This window comes from Amycolatopsis ponsaeliensis, from assembly GCF_030182635.1.
Lineage (GTDB): Bacteria > Actinomycetota > Actinomycetes > Mycobacteriales > Pseudonocardiaceae > Amycolatopsis > Amycolatopsis ponsaeliensis.
The window spans coordinates 1-25,966 of record NZ_JAPZLD010000033.1 but is presented as its reverse complement, the minus strand read 5'-3'; the positions used below and the strand labels follow the sequence as shown (position 1 = coordinate 25,966).

Annotated in this window: 20 protein-coding genes; 9 read left to right on the top strand and 11 right to left on the bottom strand. The window is 70.5% G+C overall.

Features of this window, described 5'->3' with window-relative positions:
• Positions 1-3 precede the first annotated feature (3 nt).
• The 4 genes from QQ657_RS37430 to QQ657_RS37415 form a co-directional block, all read right to left on the bottom strand.
• Complete coding sequence (locus QQ657_RS37430; RefSeq protein ID WP_284747065.1) at positions 4-834, bottom strand: carbohydrate ABC transporter permease; 831 nt, start codon at positions 832-834, stop codon at positions 4-6.
• Positions 831-1,817 carry a carbohydrate ABC transporter permease gene (locus QQ657_RS37425; protein ID WP_284747064.1) on the bottom strand — a complete coding sequence of 329 codons (987 nt, stop codon included), beginning with the start codon at positions 1,815-1,817 and terminating at the stop codon, positions 831-833. Before QQ657_RS37425 ends, QQ657_RS37430 begins: the two co-directional genes overlap by 4 nt.
• Entirely contained in the window at positions 1,814-3,118 is a 1,305-nt protein-coding gene (locus tag QQ657_RS37420) for a sugar ABC transporter substrate-binding protein (RefSeq protein WP_284747063.1), read from the bottom strand. Before QQ657_RS37420 ends, QQ657_RS37425 begins: the two co-directional genes overlap by 4 nt.
• 470 nt (positions 3,119-3,588) lie before the next feature.
• Positions 3,589-4,143: an FHA domain-containing protein gene (locus QQ657_RS37415; protein WP_284747062.1), complete on the bottom strand. Its 555-nt coding sequence runs from the start codon at positions 4,141-4,143 to the stop codon at positions 3,589-3,591.
• 154 nt (positions 4,144-4,297) lie between these two features.
• Between QQ657_RS37415 and QQ657_RS37410 the strand changes: the two genes are divergently transcribed.
• Positions 4,298-5,800 carry a DUF8426 domain-containing protein gene (locus tag QQ657_RS37410; protein ID WP_284747061.1) on the top strand — a complete coding sequence of 501 codons (1,503 nt, stop codon included), beginning with the start codon at positions 4,298-4,300 and terminating at the stop codon, positions 5,798-5,800.
• Positions 5,801-5,803: 3 nt separating this feature from the next.
• Here QQ657_RS37410 and QQ657_RS37405 read toward each other — a convergent pair whose 3' ends face one another.
• Positions 5,804-7,897: a (Fe-S)-binding protein gene (locus tag QQ657_RS37405; RefSeq protein ID WP_284747060.1), complete on the bottom strand. Its 2,094-nt coding sequence runs from the start codon at positions 7,895-7,897 to the stop codon at positions 5,804-5,806.
• A 30-nt stretch (positions 7,898-7,927) separates the two neighbouring features.
• On the bottom strand, positions 7,928-8,347 hold the full coding sequence (locus tag QQ657_RS37400; protein ID WP_284747059.1) for a hypothetical protein: 420 nt from the start codon (positions 8,345-8,347) through the stop codon (positions 7,928-7,930).
• 219 nt (positions 8,348-8,566) lie between these two features.
• Here QQ657_RS37400 and QQ657_RS37395 point away from each other — a divergent pair, with 219 nt between their 5' ends.
• Entirely contained in the window at positions 8,567-9,229 is a 663-nt protein-coding gene (locus QQ657_RS37395) for a nitroreductase family protein (RefSeq protein ID WP_284747058.1), read from the top strand.
• Positions 9,230-9,233: 4 nt separating this feature from the next.
• On the opposite strand, the gene QQ657_RS37390 is transcribed toward QQ657_RS37395, so the two are convergent.
• The 3 genes from QQ657_RS37390 to QQ657_RS37380 all read right to left on the bottom strand — a co-directional run bounded on the left by QQ657_RS37390 (position 9,234) and on the right by QQ657_RS37380 (position 13,927).
• Positions 9,234-11,345: a putative bifunctional diguanylate cyclase/phosphodiesterase gene (locus QQ657_RS37390; protein WP_284747057.1), complete on the bottom strand. Its 2,112-nt coding sequence runs from the start codon at positions 11,343-11,345 to the stop codon at positions 9,234-9,236.
• An 88-nt stretch (positions 11,346-11,433) separates the two neighbouring features.
• Complete coding sequence (locus QQ657_RS37385; protein WP_434056820.1) at positions 11,434-12,465, bottom strand: alpha/beta hydrolase; 1,032 nt, start codon at positions 12,463-12,465, stop codon at positions 11,434-11,436.
• A 133-nt stretch (positions 12,466-12,598) separates the two neighbouring features.
• Positions 12,599-13,927 (bottom strand): cytochrome P450, encoded by a 1,329-nt coding sequence (locus QQ657_RS37380; RefSeq protein ID WP_284747055.1) that lies wholly within the window; start codon positions 13,925-13,927, stop codon positions 12,599-12,601.
• Positions 13,928-14,063: 136 nt separating this feature from the next.
• On the opposite strand from QQ657_RS37380, the gene QQ657_RS37375 reads away from it, so the two are divergent.
• Positions 14,064-14,879 carry an SAM-dependent methyltransferase gene (locus QQ657_RS37375; protein ID WP_284747054.1) on the top strand — a complete coding sequence of 272 codons (816 nt, stop codon included), beginning with the start codon at positions 14,064-14,066 and terminating at the stop codon, positions 14,877-14,879.
• Positions 14,880-14,950: 71 nt separating this feature from the next.
• On the opposite strand, the gene QQ657_RS37370 is transcribed toward QQ657_RS37375, so the two are convergent.
• On the bottom strand, positions 14,951-17,878 hold the full coding sequence (locus tag QQ657_RS37370) for a glycoside hydrolase family 3 protein (RefSeq protein ID WP_284747053.1): 2,928 nt from the start codon (positions 17,876-17,878) through the stop codon (positions 14,951-14,953).
• 349 nt (positions 17,879-18,227) lie between these two features.
• On the opposite strand from QQ657_RS37370, the gene QQ657_RS37365 reads away from it, so the two are divergent.
• The 5 genes from QQ657_RS37365 to QQ657_RS37345 are packed head-to-tail and all read left to right on the top strand — an operon-like array spanning position 18,228 to position 24,246.
• A complete protein-coding gene (locus tag QQ657_RS37365; protein ID WP_284747052.1) occupies positions 18,228-19,235 on the top strand; it encodes a LacI family DNA-binding transcriptional regulator in 1,008 nt (335 codons plus the stop codon).
• Between the two features lie 33 nt (positions 19,236-19,268).
• The gene (locus QQ657_RS37360) at positions 19,269-20,498 is read left to right on the top strand and encodes a sugar ABC transporter substrate-binding protein (RefSeq protein WP_284747051.1); all 1,230 of its coding nucleotides are present in this window, start codon (positions 19,269-19,271) and stop codon (positions 20,496-20,498) included.
• On the top strand, positions 20,495-21,433 hold the full coding sequence (locus QQ657_RS37355; RefSeq protein ID WP_434056818.1) for a carbohydrate ABC transporter permease: 939 nt from the start codon (positions 20,495-20,497) through the stop codon (positions 21,431-21,433). Before QQ657_RS37360 ends, QQ657_RS37355 begins: the two co-directional genes overlap by 4 nt.
• A complete protein-coding gene (locus QQ657_RS37350) occupies positions 21,430-22,233 on the top strand; it encodes a carbohydrate ABC transporter permease (RefSeq protein WP_284747050.1) in 804 nt (267 codons plus the stop codon). The genes QQ657_RS37355 and QQ657_RS37350 overlap by 4 nt, the downstream gene beginning before the upstream one ends.
• Before the next feature lie 9 nt (positions 22,234-22,242).
• A complete protein-coding gene (locus QQ657_RS37345) occupies positions 22,243-24,246 on the top strand; it encodes a glycoside hydrolase family 31 protein (protein ID WP_284747049.1) in 2,004 nt (667 codons plus the stop codon).
• Between the two features lie 11 nt (positions 24,247-24,257).
• Here QQ657_RS37345 and QQ657_RS37340 read toward each other — a convergent pair whose 3' ends face one another.
• A complete protein-coding gene (locus QQ657_RS37340) occupies positions 24,258-25,214 on the bottom strand; it encodes a pentapeptide repeat-containing protein (protein ID WP_284747048.1) in 957 nt (318 codons plus the stop codon).
• Between the two features lie 53 nt (positions 25,215-25,267).
• On the opposite strand from QQ657_RS37340, the gene QQ657_RS37335 reads away from it, so the two are divergent.
• The gene (locus QQ657_RS37335; protein WP_284747047.1) at positions 25,268-25,930 is read left to right on the top strand and encodes a TetR/AcrR family transcriptional regulator; all 663 of its coding nucleotides are present in this window, start codon (positions 25,268-25,270) and stop codon (positions 25,928-25,930) included.
• The last annotated feature ends 36 nt before the right edge of the window (positions 25,931-25,966 follow it).

Here is a 25,966-nt window from a genome sequence, read left to right as displayed (position 1 = left end):
CCGCTACCCCTTCACGGCGCCGGCGGTCGCGCCGGACACGAGCTTGCGTTGCACGAGCAGGAAGAACACCAGGGCCGGGATCGCGTAGATGACCGACGCGGCCATGACGCCGCCCCAGTCGGTGGCGAACGCCGTGCGGAAGGACGCCAGCCACACCGGCAGCGTCTCCTTCGGCTTGTCCCGGATGAACACCAGCGCGAACAGGTACTCGTTCCACGCGGTGATGAAGCTGAACACCGACGTCGTGACCAGCCCCGGGCCGAGCAGCGGCAGGGTCACCCGGCGGAACGCGCCGGTCTGGCTGCAGCCGTCGATCATCGCGGCCTCTTCCAGCTCGTACGGGATCCCGTTGACGAACCCGTAGAGCATCCAGACCGTGAACGGCAGCGTGGTGGCGAAGTAGATCAGCAGCAGCGACGGCAGCGTGTTGAGCAGCCCGGCGTCCCGCATCAGCAGGAACAGCGGGATGAACAGCGCCGACACCGGCGCCAGCTGCGCCACCATGACCAGCACCAGGAAGCCCTTGCGGCCGGTGAAGCGCAGCCGCGAGAGCGGGATCGCCGCCAGCGTCCCGGCGACCAGCGCGCACAGCACCGACCCGACCGTGACGATCAGGCTGTTCATCAGATAGGTCGGGAAGTTGTCCTTGGTCAGCGCGGTGGCGAAGTTGCCGAACGAGAACGACGTCGGGATCAGGTCGTACTTGGGCGACAGGATCTCGCCGGGCGTCCGCAGCGACGTGACGAACATCCAGTACGTCGGGAACACGATCGCCAGCGCGACGAGCACGCCGACCACCGAGAGCACGATCCGCTGCGACAGCGACTTCTTCACGACAGATCACCTTCCCGGGTCCGGGTGAGCAGCTGGATGTACCGGCCCGTGATGAGCGCGAGCACGATCAGCATCAGCGTCGCGATCGCGGCCGCCGCGCCGAAGTGGTTGCCCGCGATGCCCTTGAGGTAGAGCACGACGGCCAGCGTGGTGCTCTCGCCGTCGGGGCCGCCTTCGCGGATCGCCCAGATCTGGGCGAAGGCGTTGAAGTCCCACAGCACGGACAGGAACGTGACCATGGTGGTGATCGGCTTGATGGCGGGCCAGGTGACCGCGCGGAACGTCTGCCACCCGCTGGCGCCGTCGATCCCGGCGGCCTCGTACTGCTCGCGCGAGACGCCGATGATGCCCGCGTACAGCGAGAACGTCACGAACGGCACGGCCTGCCACACGATGAGCAGCCCGATCACCGCCAGCGTGCTGGTGCCGCTGGAGAACCACGAGAAGCCGATGAAGCTGTGGAACCCGAGGCGGTCGAGGGTCTTGTTGAGGATCCCGTACTGCTCGTCGAAGATCCACTGGAACACGGTGGTCGTCGCGATCACCGGCGTGGCCCAGGCCAGCACCAGCGTGACCTGCACGATGATCCGCACGACCGGGCCGAGGTGGCGCATGAGCACCGCCAGCAGCAGGCCGCCGAGGATGGTGGCGGCCACGATCGAGGCGGTGAAGACGAGGGTCCGGAGCGTGACCGCCCAGAACTCCGGGTCCGAGAGCGTGTTCGTGTAGTTGTCGAACCCGATCCAGACGGTCTTGCCGGAGACGAGCTGGCCGATGTCGAGCTTGCGGAAGCTGATCGCGAGCACCTGGACCAGCGGCCAGGCGAGCAGGACCAGGATCGCGGCGAGCGCGGGGAGCAGCAGCAGGTACGGGAGCACCCGGTCGCCGAACCGGCCCCGCCTGCGCTTCTTGGCCCGTGTGTCGCGCGGCGATGCCGGCGGGGTCGCCCCCGCCGGCATCGTCACATTGGCGGTCGCTGTCATCCGCCGATGAGCTTGTTCAGCGCTGCGTTGGCGTCGGCGGTCGCCTGGTCGAGCGTCTTCTTGCCGGTCAGGTACGCGGTCAGCATGTCCTTGACCGGGTTCTGGCCGGACTCCACGTCACCCCACTTCGGGCTGGCCGGCACGGCCTTGCCGTTGGTGGAGGCCTTCGCCATCACGCTGCCCAGCGGGTCCTTGTCCAGGCCGGTGAGGTCGGTCGACGTGCCGGGCACGACGCCGGCGGCGGCGAGCTGGCCCTGGTACTTCGCGCTGGAGAGCAGCTTGATGTACTCCTTGGCCGCGGCCACGTTCTTGCTGTTCGCCGGGATGGCCAGGTTCGAGCCGCCCAGGAAGACCGGGGCGCTCTGGCCGGCGGTCTTGCTCGGGATCGCGAACGCGCCGGTCTTGGCGGTCAGGCTCGGGTCCGTCTTGGCGGCCGTCGGCAGCTCCCACGGGAGACCGATCATCATGGCCACCTTGCCGGCACCGTAGACGGTCGCCTGCTGCGGCTTGGCCTCGTCCGCGTCCTTCGGCGCCTTGGTGCCGGAGGTGTCGACGAGCTTCTTGTAGAACTCGAGGCCCGCCTTCGCGCCGGCGCTGTCCAGCGTCGCCTTGAAGTTCTTGCCGTCGGCCTGGGCGATGTCACCGCCGTTGTCCCAGATGAAGGAAAGCAGCGAGTACCAGTTCTGGCCCGGCATGTAGAGGGCCTGGAAGTCCGGGTCGGAGCCGAACTTCGTCTTCAGCTTGGTGATCGCGTCGATCCACTCGTCGTTCGACGTCGGCGGCTTGGCGATGCCGGCCTGCTCGAACATGTCCTTGCGGTAGATGACCTCACGGTTGGCCGCGTAGAACGGGACGCCGTAGGTCTTGCCTTCGTAGGCGCCGGAGTCCGCGAGGCCCTTCAGCCACTGCGCGCCGTTGAAGCTGTCCTTGTCGGCGGTCAGGTCGGTCAGCACGCCTTCCTGCGCGGCGAACGCCGCGGTCTGCGTGTTGCCGATCTCGATCACGTCCGGCGGCGCACCGCTCGCCAGTGCGGTGGTCAGCTTCTGCTGGATGCCGTCCCACTGCTGGATCTCGTACTTGACCTTGACGCCCGGGTGGGCGGCCTCGAACTCCTTGTTGAGCGCGTCGGTCAGGGTGCTGGGCGCGGAGCCCGTCATCAGCCAGACCGTGACGTCGCCGGTGATCTGCGCGGGAGCACCACTCGACGACGCGGCGGTGTCCGTGCCGCTGGAACCCGCGCAGCCCGCGGTCGCGAGGGTGAGTGCGGCGGCGCCCGCCGCCAGCTTGAGCCAGCGTTTCACTCGATGCCGTCCTTTCCATGCCCGGCCACCGTGGCCAGGCGCCCCAAATGGTGTAGACCAATGTTGGGGTTAGAGTGGTACGTACCACAGGCCCTGTCAAGGCGGTTGCCGGAACGTTGTAAACGCACCGGGGAGTCTGACGGGGTGTAGTCGAGCGGTCACCGGCATCGCCGCGACCTGCGGGGGAAGTCGTCCGAATAGGAGGGTGTCCGGAACGTTTTTCACCGGTGGCCACGCGGGATTCACCGCACGGCCACCCGGTCGGCGCAACGAAAACCGCCCTCGGAGACGGCTCCCCGGGGCGGCGGTTCCCGCGCGCAGTCACGATTCCGCCCGCCCAGCTTCCGCCGCGGCCGGACTCGAGCGTCTTGAATGAGTCATTCAGGTCTTGGGAGGTCCTGAATGACTCATTCAAGACGTCTGACCGGGGCACCGCGCCCGTCGGCCGGCGCGATTGCTCCCGCGCGAAGTCACCGTGCGCCGAAGCGGCGCGGCCGCGCCTTCCGCCGGCGCGCGAACGCGAGGCCGAGCACGGTCACCAGCAGGCCCGCCGCCAGCAGGGCCACCCCGAACTCGGGTCCGGCGCCGAAGTGCCGCAGCACCCGCACCGCACCGAGCGCGAACCCGGTCACGAACAGAACGGGCCCGACCACCAGCGCGACAGCGCCGGTCCGTTCGGCCGGGACCACGGCGAACACCGGCTGCTCTTCGCCGACCGCGCCGACGTCCGAGAAAACCGTGGTGATCGGCCCGAAGGACACCCGGTCGCCGTCGCGCAGCAGCCGGGCCTGACTCGGCGCCAATGCCTCCCCGTTGACGAGCGTGCCGGTGCGCGAGCCGGCGTCGGACACCCAGGTGCCGCGCGCGTCCCGCCGGAGCCACGCGTGCCGCGGGCTCACCCGGTCCGAATACAGCTTCAGGTCCGCCTCGGGGGCGCGGCCGACCAGCCACGAGCCCCGCCGCACCTCCAGCCGCGCGACCGCGCCTCCGAGCGTCTCGATCGTCGCCTGCTCCCGCTGCCCCATCGCCCCTCCCGCTTTGTCCTGACTCCGGACAGAGCAGCGCCGCGGCGGAAAGATGCGCGCGAACGGGTGAACAGGTCGGCGTTCGGGCGACGATCATCGTCCCTCGACCGACTGGGTGCGTAAGCCAGTTGGGCCCCAGGGAACCGGGAGAACGATGAAGTCAGCATGGCAGGTCCGCGCGGGCCGGCAAGGTGAGCGCGACCAGGAGGCCCTCGCCGAAGGTCTCGCGATCGTCGGCTGGGGTGGCGTCCCCGCGCTCGGCGGGTTCGGCAGCAAGGACGCGCTCAAGGCGGGCCTCCGGGAGTGCTACCCGCAGCGCTCGAACTACGTGGTCGGGAACTGGGCCGGGCAGCTGTGGCGCTTCTACCGGGAGATGAGCGAAGGCGACCTCGTCGTCATGCCTCTCAAGAACGTGCGGCAGTTCGCCATCGGGGAGATCACCGGGTCCTACCACTACCGCCCCGACGCGACCCCGGACTGCCGGCACGCCCGGCCGGTCCGGTGGCTCCGCACCGGCATCGACCCCGGCGAGTTCGAACCCGACCTGCGCGGCAGCCTCGGTTCCCTGCTCACGGTCTGCCGGCTGAGCCGGCACGAGGCCGCCCGGCGGATCGGGGAAGTCGCGGCCGGGCGGGCGGACCCGGGCTGGCAGCACGCCTCGGCGAGCCTCGATCCCGATGCCACCCAGGCCGACCTGTGGGAAGCCGTCGAGACCGGTGCGACGCCCGTGAAGCTGACCGTCCGGGACCTGCTGGCCATGTGGGACTACCGGCGGCGCACCGCGACCTCCTTGGTGACCGTTCGCTCCGAGCTCGCCGAGCACGGCGTCACGACCAAGCCGCCGTTCACCACGGCCCGGATGGACGCCGTCGTCGAGCTGGTCCCGATCGCCGACGAGCCGGGCACGGCGGATTCCGAAGCGGATCCGCTCGAGGTCGACGCGCCGGACGACCTGCCGACCCGGTGGATGGTGCGCGCGGTCCTGCCGGACAAGCCCGCCGTCGTGGCCGTCACGGCCGGGAAGCCCCTCGCCACCGCGGTGACGCTCATGCTGGCCAAGGACTATTCCCAGCTGGCGGTGACGGACGCGGACGGCTTCTGCGTCGGCGCGGTCAGCTGGGAGTCGATCGGCCGGGCCCGCCTGACGAACCCCGCGCCTACCTTGCGGGACGCCACCACCCAGGTCCGGGTCATCGACTTCGACGACGAGCTGTTCGCGCAGATCGACGAGATCTACCGGCACGGTTACGTCTTCGTCCGCGGCGAAGACCGCCGGAAGCTCATCGGAGTCCTGACCGCCAACGACCTCGCCCGCCAGTTCGGCACGCTGGCACGGCCGTTCTCCCTGCTCGAAGAGGCGGAGCTGCGGCTTCGCCGCCAAACCAAGCGCAGCCTGCCCGAGGACGTGCTCGACAAGGCCGTGCCCCCGTGGGCGAACGGCAACCCGACGTTCGGCAACTACGTGCGCCTCTTCGCCGACCAGCACCACTTCGACCTGCTCAACTGGCCGCTCGACCACGGGGCGTTCCTCGACCTGCTCAAAGAAGCGCGCCGGATCAGGAACGACCTCATGCACTTCTCCGGCGACGAGGTCCCGAAGCAGGACCTCGCCGCCATCGAAGGGTTCTGCGCGACGATCAAAGCCGTCGACCAGTAGGCGTCAGGGTTTCGGCGCCGGCGCCTTCACCCGTTCCAGCAGCAGCTGGGCCACATCGCGGACGTCGACGTTCTCCGCCTTCTGCTCGCTCTGCCGCTGCACCAGCCCGTCGGTCAGCATCACCCGGCAGAACGGGCAGCCCGTCACGATCGTCTCCGCGTCGGTCGCGATCGCTTCGTCCACGCGCTCCAGGTTGATGCGCTTGCCGATCTGCTCCTCCATCCACATGCGGGCACCGCCCGCACCGCAGCACAGGGCCCGGTCGGCGTGGCGGGGCATCTCCTCGAGCGTCGCGCCCGTCGCCCCGACCAGCTCGCGGGGCGGCGTGTAGACCTTGTTGTGGCGGCCGAGGTAGCACGGGTCGTGGTAGGTGACCTTGGGGCCGTCCTCCACCGCCTTGACCGGCGTCAGCTGGCCGCCGCGCACCAGGCGGTTGAGCAGCTGCGTGTGGTGGACGACCTCGTAGTGCCCGTCCAGGTCCGGGTACTCGCGGCTCAGCGTGTTGAGGCAGTGCGGGCACGTCGTGACGATCTTGCGCAGCCGCGGCTCGCGGCCCTCGAACACCGCGTTGAGCGTCTCCGCCGTCTGCTGCGCCATCATCTGGAACAGGAACTCGTTGCCCGCGCGCCGCGCCGGGTCGCCGGTGCAGGACTCCTCCTTGCCGAGCACGGTGTACTTCACGCCGGCGATGTGCAGCAGCTCCGCCGTGGCGCGGACGGTCTTGCGGGCGTTGTCGTCGAAGGCGCCCGCGCAGCCGACCCAGTAGACGTACTCGACGTCGTCCGCGAGCTCGCCGTCGAACACCGGGACGTCGAAGCCGAGGTCCTTCGTCCAGGCGAGGCGTTCCGAGTTGTTCTGGCCCCAGGGGTTGCCCTTGGTCTCCAGGTTCTTGAACAGCCCGCCGAGCTCGGTCGGGAACGCCGACTCGATCATCACCTGGTAGCGGCGCATGTCGACGATGTGGTCGACGTGCTCGATGTCCACCGGGCACTGCTCGACGCACGCGCCGCAGGTGGTGCAGGACCAGAGGACGTCCGGGTCGATGACGCCGTTGTCGGCCTCCGTCCCGACGAGCGGGCGCGCCTCCTCGTGCTCGGTGCCCGCGAGGATGTAAGGCGCCTCCTCGAAGAGGTTGTCGCGCAGGCTCATGATGAGCAGCTTGGGCGACAACGGCTTCCCGGTGTTCCACGCCGGGCACTGCGACTGGCAGCGGCCGCACTCGGTGCACGTCGAGAAGTCGAGCATGCCCTTCCACGTGAAGTCGCCGATCTTGCCGCGGCCGAACGTGTCGTCCTCGCCCGGGTCCTCGAAGTCGATCGGCTTGCCGCCGGACTCCATCGGCAGCAGCGGGCCGAGCCCGTCCGGCAGCCGCTTCGCCGAGACGTTGATCGGCGCCACGAAGATGTGCAGGTGCTTGGAGTAGAGCACGATCGACAGGAACACCAGCATGACGCCGATGTGCAGCAGCAGGCCGACCGTCTCGAGCACCTCGGTCGTCGAGTGCCCGAGCGGCTCGAGCAGATTCCCGACGCCGAGCGAGACGTACGCGCCCGAGTCGTACGGGAAGTTGCCGGACGCCGAAGACGCGCCGCGGAAGAAGAACATCGTCCAGACGACGTTGAAGATCATGATCAGGATCAGCCACGCGCCGCCGGTGTGCGAGCCGTAGAACCGGGACGCGCGTTCCTTGCGCTCGGGCGCCTGCCGGATCCGGATCACCGCGAACACGCCCAGCGAGACGGCCACCATGACGGCGATGAAGTCCTGCAGGAAGCCGAGCACCGCCCAGTGGCCGATCCACGGGATCGCGAACCGCTCGTCGAACAACGCGCCGTACGCCTCGAGGTACACCGAAGCGAGGATCACGAAGCCCCAGAACGTGAAGAAGTGCGCCAGCCCGGGCACGGACCACTTCAGGAGCTTGCGCTGGCCGAACACCTCGCGCACCTGCGCGAAGACGCGGGCGCCCAGGTCGTCCGACCGCTTGGTGTCGGGCTGGCCGGCCTTGATCAGCCGGTACAGGAAGGCCACCCGCTTGCCGGCGACGGCGAGGCCGACGACCGTCATGAGCAGGCCGAGGATGAGACGAACGAGCACGGGTCCTCCGGTCGTACTTCGAGGAAGGGCTCAGTGCGAGCCGGTGTAGTAGCGGCACGCCTTGCACGCGTACCGCATCTTCGCGACCCGCCAGTGTTTCCGGTACAGATCGAGATCGGGCGACCGGCGGACGCCGAGGCGCTGGTAGCGCCCGGGACGGCGCCGGCCGGTTTCGTACTGCTCGGTCGCGCGGCCGAGGTGGGCGCGCCGCAGCACGCACCCCCGCGTCCCGCACCGGCCGAGCGCGCCGCGGCAGAACCGGTGCAGCAGCACCAGTTCCCCGGTGACTTCTTCGACCACGCCGTACCCGGGGTGCGCGCCCGGTCCGGTGAGCCGCACCGGCAGCCCGCAGTACCCGCACTTGAGGGTGCAGGACAGGCAGCCGGCGATGTGCCTGAGCCGCAGTTCGCGCCGGTCTTCGGAGCCGGGTCCTCGGACGCGCGACGCCATGGGGCCTCCTCCGGCGACTGTGATCGGCACCACTGACTACTGGAGGGTAATGAGGAGATCACTTCACGCGACAGGACCGATTGGCATAGTTCCCTTGCGCCGTTCGGCGTAAAAATCCAGGCAAGGATCACCTTACTGTCCGTATAGCGGACGCCGCTGCCCCGGAAATCGCACGTTCGGCCCTGATGGCGCAGCGGTGTTCCCCGCCACAATCCGGGCATGACGTATCGCCCCGTCCCGTACCGGCCGGCCCGCGTGCCCGCCGCCGAAGCCGTCGCCGAGGCCGCCGCCCTGCGGCAGCGGATGGAAGCGCGGCGCTCGGTCCGGATGTTCTCCCCCGACCCGGTCCCCGAGCGCGCGGTGCTCGACGCGATCGCGGTGGCCTCCACGGCCCCCAGTGGCGCGCACCAGCAGCCGTGGACGTTCGTCCTCGTCACCGATCCCTCGGTACGCCGAACGATCCGTGAAGCCGCCGAAGCGGAGGAACGCATCTCCTACGACGGCCGGCTCGGCGACGAGTGGCTCGACGCGCTGCGGCCCTTGGGTACCGACGCGGTGAAGCCGCACCTGACCGACGCGCCGTACCTGATCGTCGTGTTCCAGCAACGGTTCGCCCTCGACGACGGCGGCGGCGTCCACAAGCACTACTACGTCGACGAGTCGGTGGGCATCGCGGTCGGCATGCTGCTGACGGCGTTGCAGGTGGCCGGGCTGGCGGCGTTGACGCACACGCCGTCACCGATGCGGTTCCTGGGCGAACTGCTCGGCCGGCCCCGCAACGAACGCGCGTTCGCCGTCATCCCGGTCGGCTACCCGGCCGACGACTGCGTCGTACCCGACCTGCAGCGCAAGTCCCTCGACGAGGTGCTGGTGCGGATCTGACGCCTCAGCAGCGTGGCAGGCCGCCCGGGAGCGCGGTGTACAGCGGCCCACAGGCCACGTCGGCACCGCGCTCCTGCCACCACTCGGCCTGGGCGTCGTCGTCCACGCCCGTCACGGAAACCACCGCGCCGGCTTCGTGGGCCGCGTCGATCAGGGCCGCCAGGGAGCCCGCCAGCAGCGGGTGGTTGCGGTGGGCCAGCACGTCGGCGGCCAAGCGCACCGTGCGCGTGGGCATGTCGACCAGGCACGTCACGTCGGCCGCCGCGCCGAACTCGTGGATCTCCGCGCCCACGCCGATTTCCGCCAGCACCTTCAGGTTGTCCGCCGCGTCGCCGGAGTCCGCGAGCAGGGTCGCGGCCGGGAAGCCGGGCCGCAGGCGCTCGGGCGCCAAGCCGCTCGACTCCAGCACGCCGCGGATCTCGCCGACCAGCTCCGGGTCGGCAGCCTGGTGCGACGTCAGCTCGACGGTCAGCGGGACGGCGACGCCGGCCACCGCGACCTGCTCGACCGCCGTGCGCAGGAGCCACGTGCCCAGCGGCAGCGCCAGCCCCGTCTCCCCCGCCAGCCGGACGCAGGTTTCGTGCGGCAGCACGCCTTCGGCCGGGTGGTTCCAGCGCAGCCGCGCCTCGACACCCAGGACCGAGCCGCCCACCGCGGCCACCAGCGGCCGGTAGCCGACCTCGATCTCGCCGGTCTCCCACGCGCCCGCCATCGCCGCGGCCAGGCCGAAGTCGTGACGGTCGCGGCGGTCCAGCTCGCGGTCGAACAGGCCCCACTGGGCCCCGGCCCGCTGCACGCGGCGCAGCGTCAGGTCCGACGCGCGCAGCAGCTCGGCCGGCGTGATGTCGCGGGGCGGCCGGTGCACGACGCCGATGCTGGCCGACACCGCGACCCCGTGGTGCCCGTCCACGTACTCCGGCTCCGCGAGCTCGTGCGTGATCCGGCGAACGAGCGTCAGGACGCCCGGCGTGTCCCCGGTGTTCTGGACCAGCACGCCGAACTCGTCGCCGCCGAGCCGCGCGATGAGCGCCTTCTCGCCGTCGAAGACCGTCTTCAGCTTCCCGGCGACCCCGCGCAGCACCCGGTCGCCGAGGTCCTGGCCGAGCCCGCCGGTGATCTGCGAGAAGCCGTCGAGGTCGAGGTGGAAGAGCGTGACACCCCGCGACGCGTCGGCCTCGCGCAGCAGGTTCTCCAGGCGGGTGCTGAAGAACTGCCGGTTCGGCAGCGCGGTGAGCACGTCGTGCAGGGCCTGGTGGGACAAGCGCCGCTGCAGCAGCGACACCTCGGTGTCGTCGTCGACGATGGTGATCAGCTGCCGGGGCGCGCCGACCGCGTCGCGGATCACCGACGCGGCGAAGGTGGCCCACATCGGCTCGCCGTCCCTGCCGACCAGCCGGCGTCCGACGCGCAGCCGGTGCAGCCGCCCGGCGACCAGCTCGCCGTAGGCCTTCCGCAGCTCGTCGACCTCCTCCGGGTGCACCAGGTCGAACAGCGTCATCGCGGCGATCTCGGCGGGCGTGCGGTTGAGCGTCTTGGCCAGCGCCGCGTTGGCGCGCAGCACGCGGCCGTCCAGCTCGGTGAGGGCGACGCCGCTGGCGGAGCCGGAGAACACCTCTTCGAACTGCGCGCGCGTGATGACCTGCTTCTGCCGCGTCTCCTGCTCGACCTTCAGCAGGGCCCGGCTCAGGGCTTCCTGGCGCTTCTGGATGTCTTCGCGCAGCGTCTCGCCGTAGCCCGAACTGAGCGCGCCGAGCACCAGCACGACCCGCTCGGCCAGCCCGTCGACCCGGCGCAGCTCCGGCTCGCGCAGCAGGGCCTTGCCGAGCACCTCGAGGCTGCGGCGCAGGCTGTCCGCGCCGACGCAGCGCAGCTCCACGAGCCGCGCGCCCACGGCCCCGGCTTCCTCCAGCTCCGGCGGGTCGCTCACGACCGCTTCGAACAGCCGCCCGACGAGCACCGCCAGCTCGCGCTCGATCTCTTCGGGCGTGTGCGGCAGGTACGCGGTCGTGCTGATCAGGTAGCCCCACTTGCGCGCCAGGGTGCCGAGCCGTCTCGCCGCACGTTCGGCGGACGGCTTCTGCCGCGGGTGGTCACCGCGGGGATGGGGAACAGTCACCTCAGCCTGTCCTGGGGATCAGTCACACTCCGGTTCGGGTAGCCGATATATCTTGGCGCGAAATGGTGTCCGGCGCACGAAACAGCATTCATCCAATCGAGTGGTAACCCTGCGGAGCGATCGCCAGGCGATCCCGCAGCCACGACCGGGTGGCGTCGCGGTAATCCGCCGCGTTCTCGTGCAACGCAACGGAATGACCGGCACCCGGGAGGACGAACATCGACAGGTTCGACGGGTCGGCGTAGTACGGTGCTTCCTGCGCGCGGAGCACTCCGGCGTCCGAACAGTCACGCAGGGCGAGCAGCCCGCAGAAAAGAACGTCTTTTTCCCCCACCACCTGGAAAACCGGTACGGAAATTCCCTTCGTGGCCGGTAACACGATCCCGAACAACGCGACCGTGCCCATCCCGGGTACCGAAACCTGGTCCTTGGTCGCTTCGTCGGCGGCGACCACGCCGGGGTCGGCATCACCCGCGGCGTAGAACAGCCCGGCCCGCGCGCCCGGTTTCGTCGTGAAGTACAGCGGGTCGCTGCCGAGCCGGCCCAGCTGGCCATCGAGCAGCGCGGGCTGCAGGCCGAGCGCGGCGCCGAGCGCCAGCACCGGCAGCGCGGGCAGGTGCGTGATGCCGGTGAGGACCACGCCGTCGACGTCGTGGTAGGTCGACGCCTCCACGGCGACGACCCCGGACCCGACCGAGTGCCCGACGATGACGACCTTCGCGAACCGCACGCCGCCGACGTGCCCGGCGCGCAGGTGGCCGACCACCTCGTGCGTCGACTCGGCGGCCGCCCAGACCGACAGCGGCAGGCTCAGCGGGCGGCTGCTGCGCCCGGCGCCGAGCTGGTCGGCGGCGAAGGTCGCGTAGCCGTGCGCGGCCATGTCGCGCTGGTAGGAGTAGCGCTCCGGCTGGTACGGCAGGTCCCAGTACGCGCTGTTGTACGTGCCGCCGTGCACGAGCAGCTGGACGGTGTCCGGGGCGTCACCGGCGGGCAGGCACAACCGGCCGTGCATCGTCGCGGGCGCGCCCGGCACCAGCGGTGGCAGGCCCGTGCCGCTGACCGGCAGATCCGTGTCGGTGCAGGAGATCGCGGCGGCCTCGGCGGGCATCGCGGCGGTCATCGAAGCGAGCAGGACACCGCAGGCGAACAGGGCTGACGTCACCTTGACGGGCAGCTTCACGCCGCACTCCCTCTGGACTCGGACAGGTGAAAGGAACTCCGGAACACTACACCCGGTAGCCGAACGGGCACCGTCAGGTCCGTGCCACCACGGTCATCGGCAGCCGGTTCGGCTGCATGGTGGCCTTGAGCTGCGCCCGGACCTTCTTGCCCGGCACGGGAACCAGCCGCCACCGCGCCCCGATCGTGGCGGCGATGATGCCGATCTCCGTCGGCGCGAAGACGTGCCCCGGGCACAGCCGCGCACCGGCACCGAAGGGGATGTACGCGCCCTTCGGCAGCTCCGCGGTGTGGCCGGGCGTCCAGCGGTCCGGGTCGAAGCGGTCCGGATCGGGGAACCAGCGCGGGTCCCGGTGCAGGGTGTGCTGGCTGACCGCGACCTCGCTGCCCGCCCGGACGGTGACGCCGCCGAGCTCGACGTCCTCGCGGGCGCGGCGCATGAGGATCAGCGGCGGCGTGCGGCGCACGATCTCGTTGACGATCTGGTGCGTGTACACCAGATCCGGCAGGTCCTCGAACCGCGCGGCCCGGCCGCCGAGGACGTCGTCGACCTCCGCGTGGAACCGCCGCTCGACCTCCGGGTGCTGCCCGAGCTCGTGGAAGAACCAGGCCAGCGCGACGGCGGTGGTCTCGGCGCCGGTGGTGAGGATCGTGATGACCTCGTCGTGCACCTGCCGGTCGGACATGCCCTCGCCGGTGTCCTCGTCGCGGGCCAGCAGCAGCATCGACAGCAGGTCACCGTGGTCGGTTCCCTGTTCCCGGGCGGCGACGACGGTCTCGCCGATGATGTCGCGCAGGCGCGCGGCCGCGGCGTCGAACTTCCGGTTCGGCGGGATCGGCAGTTTCTCCACGAATTTCGGAGAGAATGCCCGGATCAGCACGTATTTCAGCATGACCGGGATCGAGCGCTGGATCTCCGCCAGTGCTTCGTCGCCGAGCGCGGTGGAGAAGAGTGTCTGCCCGGCGATGGTCAGGACGAGGTCCTGCATCCGCCGGTCGAACTCGACGACTTCGCCGGGCTGCCACGAACTCGCCAGCTCGTCGGCCAGCTTCGTCATCGTGGTCTCGGCGTAGCCCGCGATCCGGGTCCGGCCGAAGGCGGGCATCACCAGGCGGCGCTGGCGGCGGTTGAGCTCGCCGTTCGAGGTGGCCAGGCCGTCGCCGAAGAGCGGGCGCATCTTGTCGAAGACCAGGCCCTTGTCGAACTTGTCGGCGTCGGTGGCCAGTACCTGCCAGGACAGTTCCGGGGTGGTGACCACGTGCACCGGCAGCGGCCCGAGGCGGAGTTCGACGACATCTCCGTGCGACGGAAGGGAAGTGAAGAGCTTCAGCGGGTCGCGCAGCAGGGGCACCGTGTGCCCGAGCACGGGCCACCGGCCCGGAACGGGACGCGCGTCGGTCATGTCTCGTCTCCTCGCGACCGGGTCACCCTAGCGGGCGGCGGACGGGCCGAGCGTGGGTCCACACGAACGGGTGAGGGCGCTACACTGCGACACTTCAAAAGCGGCCTTCCGAGGGCGCGTGAGGGTGGGAGGTCGGGTGACCGGGGAACTGAGCTGGGTACCGCCGGAGATCGACACCACGGTGCCGAACCCGGCGCGGGTGTACGACTTCTGGCTCGACGGCGACCACAACTTCGCCGCCGACCGCGCGCTCGGGGAGCAGATCCTCAAGATCATGCCCGGCGTGCGCGACGCGGCCCGTCTCAACCGCGCGTTCCTGCGCCGCGCGGCCAGGTTCATGGTCGACTCCGGCGTCCGGCAGTTCCTCGACATCGGCTCCGGCATCCCGACCGTGGGAAACCTGCACGAGATCGTCCAGCAGGCCGACCCGTCGTGCCGCGTGGTGTACGTCGACCGCGAGTCCGTCGCGGTCGCGCACAGCGAGCTGCTGCTGCAGGACAACGACAACTGCCTGGTGCTGCAGGCCGACCTGCGTGACGTCAACGACATCTTCGCCGGTGCCGGCAAGCTGCTGGACCTCGACCAGCCGGTCGGGGTGTTCATGTTGCTGCTGCTGCACTTCGTGCCGGACTCGTGGGAGCCGTCGGACATCCTGGCCCGCTTCCGCGACCGGCTGGCCCCGGGCAGCTTCCTGGCCGTCACCCACGTCGCGGCGGACTCCGAGGCGGGCCGGCTCGACGAGGCGGTCGAGGTCTACAAGAGCAACCAGAACCAGCAGAACCAGCCGGTCCCCCGCACGCACGACGAGGTGCTCGCCTTCTTCGACGGCTTCGAGATGGTCGAGCCCGGCGTGGTCGGCTGTGCGATGTGGAAGCCGGAGGGCGCCGGCGACATGTCCGACGACCCGTCGATCAACGCCCTCCCGTACGCCGGGGTCGGCCGGAAACCGTGACCGGCGGCGTCCGAACGTCTTGAATGACTCATTCAGGACCTCGCAGGTCCTGAATGAGTCATTCAAGACACTCACCGCAAGGAGAAGGTCGCCAGGTTCACCGGCCCGTCGAAGGTCAGGTACACGTCGTGGCGGCCGGTCGCCTTCGCCAGCGCCGCCGTCACCGTCGTGTACGCGTACCGGTCCCCCGTGGACGGCACCGCAGCCGTACCGAGGATCCGGCCGGTCGGCGAGTCCAACCGGACCGTGATCCGCGACGGCTCCACTGTGGACACCGATGCGGAAAGCAGGGTGGGACCGTTCAGCGCGACATCGCGGTAAGCCAGCCAGCTCCCGGCCACAGTGGACACCGAGGTGCCCGCCGTCTTCGCCGTGTCCGTCAACGTCGTCCCGGCGTAGTCGTCGAAGTTCTGCGCCTGCGTGGGACGGCTCAGGTCGCGCGGCGGGATCCGCTCCCCCGGCACGAAGACCGGCTGCGCCGCGGAGAGGTCGGAAGCGTTGCGGCCCACCGAGAAGCCGTACGTCCCCTGCTCGACGACGGACCGGTCCAGCGAGACGTTCCACGAGGCCAGGTCGGCGACCGGCACGGAGAACCGCACCGCGCGCGTTTCGTGCGGCTTCAGCGTCACGCGGGAGAAGTCCCGCAGCCGCTGCACGCCGGACTTCGCCGAGTAGAGCTGGACGACGTCGGTCCCGGCGCGGGCACCCGTGTTGGTCACGTCCACGCTGACCTGCACGGAATCCCCGGCCCGCGAAGCACGCACGCCGCTGTACCGGAAGCTTGTGTAGCTCAGCCCGTATCCGAAGGGGTACAACGGCTTCCCGCGGTAGTACTGGTACGTCATGCCGGTCTTCGCGATGTCGTAGTCCAGGATGCCCGGCAGCCCGGCGTCGGAGGCGTACCAGGTCTGCGTGAGCCGCCCGCTCGGGTCGTGGTCGCCGAAGAGGACGTCCGCGACCGCGTGCCCGGTCTCCTGCCCCGCGTGGCTCGTCCACACGATCCCCGGCACCGGCAGCGTGTCCCAGCCGGTCGTCGGGTAGCTGTTCTCCACCACCACGACGGTGTGCGGGTTCGCCTTCCGCACGGCTTCGATCAACGCGCGCTGAGCCGGAGCCAGCTCCGTGCTCGTCCGGTCGTTCGCCTCCCGGCCGTTGATGAACGGCATGCTGCCGACCACGACGACCGCGGTGTCGGCACCTCGCGCCGCGGCGACCGCCGAGGAGACCCCGCTGGTGACCACTTCGCGGCCGAACTTCGTCGCGTGCGCCGCGTCGGGCGCGGAGATCGTGAGGACCCCGTCGGCGCCGACGACGGCGAAGCGGTTCGGGCCGAACCACGGCTCGGTCACCTCGTTGCCCGCGTACTCGAGCACGTAGCTGCCGTCGGGCTGCGGGTCGAGCTTGAGCTGCTGCTGCACGAACCACCCGGTGGGCTGGTCGGCGTCGTTCACCAGCGCGGCGCCGGAGAAGCCCAGGTACTTCCCGTTCGCCGCCGCGCGCAGGGTGTTCTTGCCCGCGCCCCAGTCGAAGACGTCGAAGGACTCCGCCGTGCCCGCGACGGTCCCGCCCGCCGTCACCTTGCCGGGCGAAGAAGGCGCCGTCAGGTACCGGCCGGTCGAGAGGTCCTTGAGCGCGATCCGGTCGACGCCTTCGGACGACGCCACCGTGCCCGCCGCGCCGAGGCGTTCGGCGATGCCCTGCTTCGGGGTGACGCGATACGGCATCGACCCGCTGTACCAGTCCTCGTACAGCGTGTCCGACAGCGGACCGACAACCGCGATTTTGCGATTCTTCGCCGCGTCCAAGGGAAGCGCGTTCGCGTTGTTGCGCAGCAGGACGACCTGCTCGTCGGCGACCTTGCGCGCGAGCGCCCGGTGTTCGGGCGAGTCGATCACGGCCGGGGTGATCTTCGCGTACGGGTTGCGGCCCGGCGGGTCGAACTCGCCGAGCCGGAAGCGCAGCGACAGCAGGTGCCGGTCGGCCCGCTCGACGTCGGCCATCGTCAGCAGCCCGCGGGCCAGAGCTTCCTTGACGGCTTCGACGGTGATCGAGCCGTTCGTGTCGTTGTCGGTGAAGCTGTCGAGCCCGGCCTTGATGGCCGCCGCGTCCGCCTCCGCCTTGGTGGCGTAGTACTTCTCGGAGTTGACCAGGTTGGACGGGGCACCGGCGTCGCTGACGACGGCGATGTCCTGGGGCGCCCACTTCCGCAGCAGGCCGCCGAGGTCCGGGCTCACCGTGTTCGGCCGCCCGTTGACCAGGTTGTACGACGGCATGACGCCGTTGGCGGCGCCGGCCTGCAGCGGGATCTTGAACGCCTGTTCGTCGTAGTCGTGCAGGATCTTCGGCGGCACGGAGGAGTTGCTGGTGTCGCGGCCGACCTCGTTGTTGTAGGCGAGGTAGTGCTTCAACGTCGGCGCGGCCTGCAGGTACCGCGGGTCGTCGCCCTGGATGCCGCGGCCGTACGCCGCCGCGAGCTCACCGGTGAGGTACGGGTCCTCCGAGTAGCCCTCCTCGTTGCGGCCCCAGCGCGGGTCGCGCAGCAGGTTGACCACCGGCGCCCACAGGTTGAGGCCCCACAGTGTCGGGTTGCGCACGTTGAAGCCGCGCGCCTCCTGCCCGACGGCCGTGCCGACCTGCTTCACCAGCGCCGGATCCCACGTCGACGCCAGGCCGATGGCCTGCGGGAACACCGTGCCGTCGGCTTTCACCACGGCACCGTTGTTGTCGTAGTCCGTCGACCAGGCGACGCCGTGCAGTGCCTCGGTGCCGGTCTTGAACACGCCGATGCCCAGGCGTGGGATGGCGGGCTCGTACTGGTGCAGCAGTGAGATCTTCTCGTCCGCCGTCAGCCGCGACAGCAGGTCGTCGATCCGGGTCGCGAGCGGCAGCGCCGGGTCGCGGAAGGGCATCGGGGGTGCCGCGAGCGCCGGCGTGGGCGCCAGCAGCAGGGTGGCGGCGACCACCGGGACGAGGGCACGGCGGAGCGGGGACTGGCGCACGGACGGCCTCCCGGATTCGTCGAATCGTTTCGACAGTGCGGCGCGGAACATTCGCGCCGAAGGTGAGGATGGTGACGACTATTACAGTCGTGTGAGCACGAGGTCAAGACTTCCTGGGAGCGCACCCAGGAAGTCCGGCCTGCTCCGAAAACTTGGCCTTGAGCTGGGCGAAGATCTCCTATCAGCGATGTTCGACAGTTTCGACGCGAGCGATGATCGTCGAATGCGAATCGAATATCTTCCGACGGCGAATCCTGCTTGTGTTTCGGCCGGGTGTCCCTTACCTTCGTGCCATTGTCGATGCGCTTCGACTCTCACTGCGCTCCACCACGTCTCCAGGAGGCCGCCCGTGGTCACGATCAACGACGTCGCCAGCGCCGCGGGGGTGGCCCCCAGCACGGTGTCGTACGTGATCAGCGGCAAGCGTTCGATCTCGCCGAAGACCCGCCGCTTGGTCGAGGAGAGTATCCGCAAGCTCGGCTACCACCCACACGCCGGGGCCCGCGCGCTCGCCAGCAGCAAGACCAACGTGCTCGCCCTCGTCGTGCCGCTGCGCACGGACCTCAACGTCGCCGTGGTGATGGAGTTCGTCGCCTCGGCGGTCACCGCGGCCCGCGCGCACGACCACGACCTGCTGCTGCTCACCAAGGACGAAGGCCCCGCCGCGCTGCAGCGGGTGGCGTCGTCGGCGATCGCCGACGCGCTGATGGTGATGGACGTCGAAGCCGCCGACCCGCGGGTCCCGATGCTCATCGCGCTCGACCTGCCGGTCGTGCTCATCGGCGTGCCCGACCACCCGGCCGGGCTGAGCTGCGTCGACCTCGACTTCACCGCCGCCGGCTCGGCGTGCGTCGCGCACCTGGCCGACCTCGGCCACCGCTCGGTCGCGCTGATCGGCCCCTCCCCCGCGGTCTACCGCCGCGGCACGAGCTACGCGACGCGGTTCCTGCGCGGGTTCGACGACGCCGCGAAGACCCACGACGTGCGGGCGACGAACCGGCCGTGCGCGCATTCCTACGAAGCGGTGAGCGCCTGCCTCGACGACCTGCTCGCCGCCGACCCGGACCTGACCGGCCTGGTCGTGCACAACGAGGCCGTGCTCCCCGGGCTGCTTTCGGACCTGCGCCACCGCGGCCTGCGGGTGCCCGAGGACATCTCGGTCGTCGCCGTCTGCCCGGACAGCATGGCCGAGCAGCACGCGGTCGCGCTGACCACGGTCGCCATCCCGGCCGAAGAGGTCGGGACCCAGGCCGTCGAGATGACCATGCGCCGGCTCGCCGGCCACACCACCCCCGAGGTCCGGCTGCTCGGGCCCCGCCTCACCCGGCGCGACAGCACAGCCGCGCCGCGCGCCTGATCGGTTCTGCTCCAGCGTCGAAGGAGGATCACCATGTCCCTACCCCGTCGCGCCCTGTTGCTGGCCGCGAGCGCCGTGCTGCTCGCCGCGTGCAGCCCCACCCCCGCCGCACCGCCGAGCGGCACCGCGGCCGCGCCTGCCTCGTCCATCACCGAACTCGACTACTACGCCGACGAGCAGGGTTCCGCGGCCTGGCAGAAGATCCTCGACGCGTGCGCGTCCCAGACCGGGATCAAGATCGAGCGCCAGACCGTGCCGACCGCCCAGATGCTGCCGAAGGTCCTGCAGGGCGCGAGCTCGAAGACGCTGCCGAACCTGCTCTTCACCGACAACCCGACGCTGCAGCAGGTCGCCGCGACCGGCGCGCTGACCCCGCTGGACGGCTACGGCATCACCACCGACGGCTATTACGACAGCATCGTCAAAGCCGGGACCTACCAAGGGAAGGTGTACGGCGTCGCCCCGGGCGTCAACGGCCTCGCCCTCATCTACAACAAGGACCTGCTCACCGCGGCCGGTGTCGAGCCGCCGAAGACCTGGGACGAGCTGAAGGCCGCCTCGGCGAAGCTCACCAAGGACGGCAAGTACGGCCTCGCCTTCTCCGCGATCCCGTCCGAGGAAGGCACCTGGCAGTTCCTCCCGTTCTTCTGGAGCAACGGCGCCGAACTGTCCCAGCTGGACTCCGCGCAGTCCGTGAAAGCGCTTCAATTCGTCACCGACCTGGTGAACTCCGGCTCGGCCTCGAAGTCCGTCGTGACGTGGAACCAGAACGACGTCGCCGACCAGTTCGTCGCGGGCAACGCGGCGATGATGGTCAACGGCTCGTGGAACCTGGCCCGCCTCGACGAGCAGAAGTCGCTGCACTACGGCGTCGTGCCGATCCCGGTGCCGCAGGCGGGCGCGAAGCCGATCGTCGCGCTCGGCGGCGAGGTCGGCGCCGTGCCGGTCACCGGCGGGCCCACCCAGCAGGCCGCCGGCAAGGTGCTCTCCTGCATCCTCTCCGAGCCGACGATGCTCGAGTGGAGCAAGGCGCACGCCTACATCCCGTCGAAGACGGCCACCGCCGCCAAGTTCGGCGCGGAGCAGCCGGCGATGCAGGCGTTCGTCGACGAGGTCGGCACCGCCCGCTCCCGCACCGCCGAACTCGGCGAGAAGTACCCGAAGGTCTCGCAGGCGCTGGCCGACGCGATCCAGGCGGCGCTGACCGGGAAGCAGCCGGCCGACCAGGCGTTGAAGGCCGCCCAACAAGCGAGCGGGTCGTGACGTTGGTCGCCCCGGCCGTCGCGGCACCTCCCCGCGCCGGCCGGAAACCCCGGCGGGACAACCGGTTCGCCGCGTGGCTGTTCCTGCTGCCGGCGCTGGTCTACGTCGGGGTGTTCTTCGGCTACCCGCTCGCCGCGAACGTCGTGATGAGCACGCAGGACTACACGGTGAAGTCGTTCTACACCGGCGAAGCGCCCTTCGTCGGCTTCGCCAACTACGCCGCCGTGTTCGGCAACCCGCTCTTCTCGACGGCGGTCCTCAACACCGTGCTGTTCACCGCCGGGTCGCTCGTCTTCCAGTTCGGCATCGGCCTGGCGCTGGCGGTCTTCTTCAGCGGGCGCTTCCTCGGCAGCGCGCTGCTGCGGTCGCTGCTCCTGCTGCCCTGGCTGCTGCCGCTGGTCGTCAGCGGCGCGGTCTGGCGGTGGATGTTCGACCAGGACCACGGCGTGCTGAACGCGGCCCTGCGGTTCGCAGGCCTCGACGCGGTGCCGTGGCTGAGCAGCACCGGCTGGGCGCTGCCGGCGGTGATCCTCACCAACATCTGGATCGGCATCCCGTTCAACCTGGTGATCCTGCACGGCGGGCTGCGCGCGATCCCCGCGTCGCTCCACGAAGCCGCGGCGCTCGACGGCGCGGGCGCGTGGCAGCGGTTCCGGCACGTCACCTGGCCGCTGCTGCGGCCGGTCACCGGGATCGTGCTCATGCTCGGGCTGGTCTACACGATCAAGGTGTTCGACGTGATCATGGTCGTCACCGGTGGCGGGCCCGCCAACGCGACGCAGACGCTCACGACGTGGTCCTATCGGCTGTCCTTCCAGGACTTCGCCTTCGGGCAGGGCGCCGCGGTCGGGAACGTCCTCATCCTGGTGGCGACGGTGTTCGGCCTGCTGTACCTGCGCTCGGCGAAGGCGACCCTGGCCGAGGCCGCGGCATGAAAGCGCGGACGGTCCTCGGCGTCCTGATCGTCGCGGTGTTGCTGTTCCCGCTCTACTGGATGGTCAACGCCTCCCTGCAGCCCAGCGGCGCACTGCTGCGCCCGGACCCGGCGTTCTTCCCGGTCGGCGGCACCCTGGACGGCTATCGCAAGGCGCTGTCCTCCCAGGGGCCGCACCTGCTCTCCAGCGTCGTCGTCGCGCTCGGCACCGTGCTCGTGTCACTGGCGATCGCCGCGCCCGCGTCGTACGCGCTGGCGCAGCTGAAGGTCCGCGGCGGGCCGGTGCTGGTGTTCGTGCTGCTCATCGTGCAGATGATCCCGGGCATCGTGATGGCCAACGCCCTCTACACGGTGTTCAGCAACCTCGGCCTGATCGACAACTACCTCGGGCTGGTGCTGGCGGACTCGACCGCGACCATCCCGTTCGCCGTGCTCCTGCTGCGGGCGTTCATGATCTCCGTGCCGAAGGAGCTGACCGAAGCGTCCCGGGTGGACGGTGCCGGGTACTGGCGGACGTTCCGCTCGATCATCCTCCCGGTCAGCCGCAACGCGCTCGTCACCGCCGGGCTGTTCTCGTTCCTGTTCGCCTGGGCCGACTTCCTCTTCGCCGTCACCCTGACCACCGGGCAGTCGTTCGAGCCCATCACGGTCGGCATCTACCGGTTCGTCGGCAACCAGTCCGCCGACTGGAACGGGATCATGGCCACCGCCGTCCTCGCCGCGGTCCCCGCGGCCGTCCTGCTCGTCGTGGCCCAGCGGTACGTCGTCGCCGGGCTGACCAGCGGCGCCGTCAAAGACTAAGGAGACCGCGTGATCACTTCCGAAGACGGCCGCTCGCTGGAAGTCACCGTGCGGCACGAGGTCCTCCGCGTCGAACCGTGGGGCGAGGGCAGCCTGCGCGTGCGCGCCGGCCGGCACCGCATCCTCGACGACGTGCCGGGGGCGCTGCTGCCCGCGAAGCCGTCGGCCGCCACCGCCTCGGTCGAGGGGCGCTGCGGCAAGGTCGTCAACGGCCCGCTCACCGTGATCGTCGAGATCGCCGACACCGACACCGGGATCGACGCACAGCTCACGTTCGTCCGGACCGGCACCGGCGAGGAGCTGCTTTCCGAGCAGCGCGCGCACTTCTGGTGGCCCGGCGCGCGGCTGTTCATGCCCTCGCGCAACGGGTACGGCCGCCTCGAACAGCGGTTCACCGCCTACGACGACGAGCGGATCTACGGCCTCGGCCAGCACACGCACGGCCGGCTCGACCAGAAGGGCCTCGTGCTCGACCTGGTGCAGCGCAACGCCGAGGTGTCGGTGCCGTTCCTGCTGTCCAGCCGCGGCTACGGGTTCCTGTGGAACAACCCGGCGGTCGGCCGGGTGGAGCTGGCCGCGAACGGCACCCGCTGGGTCGCCGACGACGCGCGTCAGCTCGACTACTGGGTCACCACCGGCGACGGCCCGCGGGAGATCCTCGGCAACTACGCCGACGCGACCGGGTACGCGCCGATGCTGCCCGAATGGGCGGCCGGGTTCTGGCAGTCGAAGCTGCGCTACCGCACCCAGGACGAGCTCCTGTCCGTGGCGCGCGAGTACCACGCGCGCGGGTTGCCGCTGTCGGTGATCGTGGCGGACTTCTTCCACTGGACGCACCTCGGCGACTGGACGTTCGACCCGGCCGAGTGGCCCGACCCGGCCGGCATGGTGCGGGAGCTCGACGAGCTGGGCGTCAAGCTGATGGTGTCGGTGTGGCCGTCGGTCAGCCCCCTCTCGGAGAACTACCGGGAGCTGCACGAGCGGGGGCTGCTGGTGGCCGCCGAGAGCGGGGTCCCGGCGCACGCGCCGTGGAAGGACAAGGGGTTCGGCACCGAGATGCCGGTGGCGTTCTACGACGCGACGAACCCGGCGGCACGGCGGTTCGTCTGGGGCAAGGTCAAGGAGAACTACTACGACCTGGGCGTCCGCGCGTGGTGGCTCGACGGCGACGAGCCGGAGATCCAGCCCGGCCACCCGCACAACCTCGGCTTCCACGCCGGCCCGGGCGCGGAGGTGTTCAACCTCTACCCGCAGGCGAACGCGCAGACGTTCCACGACGGCATCCGCGCCGAGGGCGACGACGAGGTGGTGCTGCTCAGCCGCTCGGCGTGGGCGGGCAGCCAGCGCTTCGGGGCGGCGCTGTGGTCGGGTGACGTCCCGGCGACGTGGGCGTCGCTGCGGACGCAGGTCCGGGCCGGGCTGAACGTGGCACTGGCCGGGATCCCCTGGTGGACCACGGACATCGGCGGCTTCCACGGCGGCGACCCGGCCTCGCCCGAGTACCGCGAACTGCTGGTCCGGTGGTTCCAGTACGGGGTGTTCTGCCCGCTGTTCCGCCTGCACGGCTTCCGCGACCCGCGCCCGCCGTTCGGCCCGGAGATGACCGGCGGGCCCAACGAAGCCTGGTCCTTCGGCGATCCCGCGTACGCCGCGATTTCGGCGTCGCTGCGGCTGCGGGAACGGCTGCGGCCGTACCTGATGGCCCAGATGCGGGTGGCCCATGAACAGGGCGTCCCGCCGATGCGGCCGCTGTTCGTCGACTTCCCCGGCGACGCTCCGTCCTGGGACGTCTCCGACCAGTTCCTGCTCGGCCCCGACGTCCTGGTCGCACCGGTGCTCTCGCCGGGGGCCACCTCCCGGCGGGTGTACCTGCCCGCGGGTGCCGAGTGGACGGACGCGGTGACCGGCTCGCGCCACGAAGGCGGGGCCACGGTCGAGGCGCCGGCACCGGCGGACCGCATCCCGGTGTTCCTCCGCGACGACACCGTGCTGCCGATCACCGGTCGTGAGTGAGAAACAGCGTTCTAACCCAGTTTCCCACTCACGACCTCGGCCCACTGCCCCGGCTTGAGCGGCTGCGGTGGCCCGGGCGTCCAGCCCGCCGGCCAGTGCCGCACCGCGTGGATGTCCGTACGCGCTCGCGCGCGGGGGAACCGGAACTCCTCCGCCGTCGCTCCCGTGAAGTCGGCGTGCCCACCGAACCGGGCACCGCCGAAGAAGGCGTCGGACGCGAACCGCGCGCCGCGGAACGTCGTGCGGCCGGCGAAACCGGCTCCCGCGAACGAAACGTCGTCGGCGAACACGACCTCCGAGAAGTCCGTGCGGGCCGAGAACCGGGCCTCGTCGAACCACATCGCGCGGCCCGCGCTCGCCCGCGTGAACTCCGCGCTCCCGGTGAAGGTCGCGTTCTCGAAGTCCGCGCCCACGCCGAACCGCGCGCCCCGGAAGCACGCGTGACGCGCGAAGCACGCCTCCTCGAAGGACGCCAGACCGGCGAAGACCACCCCGTCGAAGTGGGCGTCGCCGACGAAGCGGACACTGCGGAACACGACGTCGAGGACCTCGCAACCACGCAGGTCCACGTCGTGGAGCACGGTGTGCCCGAAGCGCAGGGACATCCCGGGCCAGCAGCGCGGCGAGTCCCGCCGCAGGTGCGGGAGCAGGAGCCGCCAGAGCTCCGCCTGCCACGCCGGCCGGTCGAGCCACCGGTAGCGGAACTGGGCGGCGATCTCCTCGACGCAGTCCTGGCGCCGCGCGGGATCGGCGTCGGCCGCCTCGGCGAGGCGGGCCAGCGCGGCGAGCCGGGCGGCGTGGTCGTCGGCCAGCAGCCGCGCGGTGACCTCGGGCTCCATCGGCTCCGGCGGTGCCGAGGGCGTGAGCACCCGCACCGGCGGGCTCCGGCGCAGGATCAGCCACGCCGTGACCGCGCCGGACGCGGCACCGATCAGCGCCAGGACCGCGAACGGCGTGACAGTGGACATGCCGGGATTGTCCCGTCTCGCCCCGTTTCCCGACACCCGTTTAAAGTGGACCTGTGAGTCCAAGGCTGACCCCGAAGGGCGCCGCCACGCGGCAGCGGATCATCGAAGGCGCCGCGGCGGAGATCCGCGAGCGCGGCGTCGCCGTCACGACGCTCGACGACGTCCGGGCGCGGACGGGCACCAGCAAGAGCCAGCTCTTCCACTACTTCCCCGACGGGAAGGAAGGGCTCCTGCTGGCGGTGGCACAGTTCGAAGCGGACCAGGTCCTGGCGGTCCAGCAGCCCCAGCTCGGCGAGCTGACGTCGTGGGCGGGGTGGCAGCGCTGGCGCGACACGGTCGTCTCGCACTACGACAGCCGCGGCCGGCACTGCCCGCTCAACGTGCTGATCTCCCAGCTGGGCCGGGCGACTCCGGGGGCGCAGGCCGTGGTGAGCGAGCTGCTGCGGCGCTGGCAGGACGAGATCGAGACGGGCATCCGCCACCTGCAGAAAGCCGGCGAGGTGGGCGCGGATGTGGACGCCGGACGCACAGCGGCCGCCCTGCTGGCGGGCATCCAGGGCGGCGTGGTGGTGATGCTCTCGACCGGGGGCATCGGCCACCTCGAGGCGGCGCTCGACGTCGGGATCGAGAACCTGCAGGCGGGGGGGGGCCCGCGCCCATGGCGGGTGCAACCCCCCCCACGCCCCACCCGATTTTGTACGATGGAGAGGAAATAAACGTTCGCCAAAATATCCCACACAAGACCCCCCCCC

Excerpts from the sequence above, each read along its gene's own strand:
- QQ657_RS37385 (WP_434056820.1), bottom strand. The coding sequence starts at position 12,465 with ATGACCGCCGCGATGCCCGCCGAGGCCGCCGCGATCTCCTGCACCGAC.
- QQ657_RS37425 (WP_284747064.1), bottom strand. The coding sequence starts at position 1,817 with ATGACAGCGACCGCCAATGTGACGATGCCGGCGGGGGCGACCCCGCCG.
- QQ657_RS37360 (WP_284747051.1), top strand. The coding sequence starts at position 19,269 with ATGTCCCTACCCCGTCGCGCCCTGTTGCTGGCCGCGAGCGCCGTGCTG.
- QQ657_RS37340 (WP_284747048.1), bottom strand. The coding sequence starts at position 25,214 with ATGTCCACTGTCACGCCGTTCGCGGTCCTGGCGCTGATCGGTGCCGCG.
- QQ657_RS37400 (WP_284747059.1), bottom strand. The coding sequence starts at position 8,347 with ATGGCGTCGCGCGTCCGAGGACCCGGCTCCGAAGACCGGCGCGAACTG.
- QQ657_RS37415 (WP_284747062.1), bottom strand. The coding sequence starts at position 4,143 with ATGGGGCAGCGGGAGCAGGCGACGATCGAGACGCTCGGAGGCGCGGTC.
- QQ657_RS37395 (WP_284747058.1), top strand. The coding sequence starts at position 8,567 with ATGACGTATCGCCCCGTCCCGTACCGGCCGGCCCGCGTGCCCGCCGCC.
- QQ657_RS37380 (WP_284747055.1), bottom strand. The coding sequence starts at position 13,927 with ATGACCGACGCGCGTCCCGTTCCGGGCCGGTGGCCCGTGCTCGGGCAC.
- QQ657_RS37350 (WP_284747050.1), top strand. The coding sequence starts at position 21,430 with ATGAAAGCGCGGACGGTCCTCGGCGTCCTGATCGTCGCGGTGTTGCTG.
- QQ657_RS37410 (WP_284747061.1), top strand. The coding sequence starts at position 4,298 with ATGAAGTCAGCATGGCAGGTCCGCGCGGGCCGGCAAGGTGAGCGCGAC.